Annotated in this window: 1 protein-coding gene and 1 pseudogene; both read left to right on the top strand. The window is 76.5% G+C overall.

Features of this window, described 5'->3' with window-relative positions; translation table 11 throughout:
* Positions 1 to 856 (top strand): AMP-binding protein (locus AB0O00_RS38060; protein ID WP_363659266.1); only part of this gene is annotated, 856 nt, incomplete at its 5' end.
* A pseudogene (locus tag AB0O00_RS38055) lies at positions 850 to 1,709 on the top strand (acyl-CoA dehydrogenase); the annotation flags it as partial. The gene AB0O00_RS38060 and the pseudogene AB0O00_RS38055, both read left to right, overlap by 7 nt.

Below are 1,709 nucleotides of genomic sequence, written 5' to 3'. Positions count from 1 at the left end.
CTCCTTCTGGGCCGAGCACCATGCCGGTCGTGACGATCGTGGTGCCGGCGGAGCCGATGGGGCCGGGGCGCATGGCGGCGCGGACCCGCGGGCCCTGGAGCGCAACACCTTCGAGCCCGTGGCCGAGGGGACGGCCGGCGCGCGGACGCTCGTCGCCTGCGGCCGTCCGGCCGGCTACGACCTGCGCATCGTCGAACCGGAGACCGGCGCCGAACTGCCCGACGGCGCGGTCGGCGAGGTGTGGTTGCGCGGGCCGAGCGTCGCCCAGGGCTACTGGCGCCGGCCCAAGGAGAGCGAGGAGACGTTCAGAGCGACCCTGCGCGACGGCGCGAGCGGCTACCTGCGCACCGGCGACCTCGGCGTCCTGCGCGACGGCGAGCTCTACGTCACCGGCCGGGTCAAGGAGGTGCTGATCCTCAACGGGCGCAACCTCTACCCGTACGACATCGAGGCGGCCGTGCGCTCGACCGCGCCGCAGCTGTCCGCCGCCACCGGCGCCGCGTTCGCCGTCGACGCCGGGCGCGAACAACTGGTGCTGGTGCAGGAGGTGCGCAGCGCGGGCCAGAACGAGCAGTCGCTGCGCGAGCTGTCGCGCCGGATCATCGAGAAGGTCGGCCGCGAGTTCAACGTGCCGGTCGCCAACCTGCTGCTGGTGCGCCCCGGGACCGTCCGGCGCACCACGAGCGGCAAGGTGCAGCGCACGCTGATGCGCACGCTCTTCCTGGAGGGGAAGGTCCGCGGCGACTACGAGGTCCTGGACGGCGCCGTGCGGGCCGTCGTGCGGGCGAAGGACCGCGCGCTCGGCGAGGACCTGCTCCACCCGCAGCCCGTCGGCGGGGGAGTGCAGCCGTGGTGACCACCCTGCCCGCCCCCGCCCCGGTGGGCGCGGACGCGGCCGCCGCGCGCGCCGCCGACCTGGAGGCCCGCCTCGGCGACCCCGGCGACCCGGCCAACCCGCTCGGCTTCGCCGCCCTGCTGCGCGCCGACGAGGAGGCCCGGCGGTTCGACGACGGCGAGGCCGCGCTGGACGACTTCGGCGGCTCCGCCGAGTTCGTCCCGGCCGGGCTCGGCGGGCGCCTGGACACCGTGCCCGGCCTGGTCGAGGTGATGCGCCCGGTGTTCCGGCGCGACGTCTCCCTCGGCATGGGCTACGGGATGACCAGCTACATGGCCGCCTCCGACGTCTGGACCGACGGCACCCCCGAACAGCAGGCCCGGCTCGCCGGCGTCATGCTGGCCGGCGGCCGGGCCGCGATCGCGCAGCCCGAGACCACCCACAGCAACGACTACGTGCGCAGCCAGGTGACCGCCCGCCGGCCCGGCGGCGGCGGCCTGCTGCTGAGCGGCGGCAAGCCCGCGATCAACAACCTGGACCGGGCCGAGGCGCTGGTGCTGTTCTGCCGCACCGACCCGGCCCCCGGCAGCCGGAGCCTGTCGGCGCTGCTGTTCGACCCGCGCGCCCTGCCGCCGGACCGGGCCCGCACCCTGCCCCGGCACCTCGCCGTCGGCCTGCGCGGCTGCCGGTTCGCCGGGCTGGAGTTCGACGACTGCCCGCTGCCGGACGACGCCCTGCTCGGGCCGCCCGGCCACGGCATCGAGGCCGCGCTGCGCTCCTTCCACCTCAGCCGGACGGTGATGTCCGCGCTCGCGGTCGGCGCCGTGGACACCGTGCTGCGCACCGCGGCCGGCTTCGACCAGGCGCACCGGCC

Origin of the sequence: Kitasatospora sp. NPDC093558 (assembly GCF_040683475.1) — a bacterium.
In the GTDB taxonomy this organism is placed as follows: Bacteria; Actinomycetota; Actinomycetes; order Streptomycetales; family Streptomycetaceae; genus Kitasatospora.
Note: the sequence above shows the minus strand (reverse complement) of the source record. Positions and strands in the feature narration are given on the sequence as shown.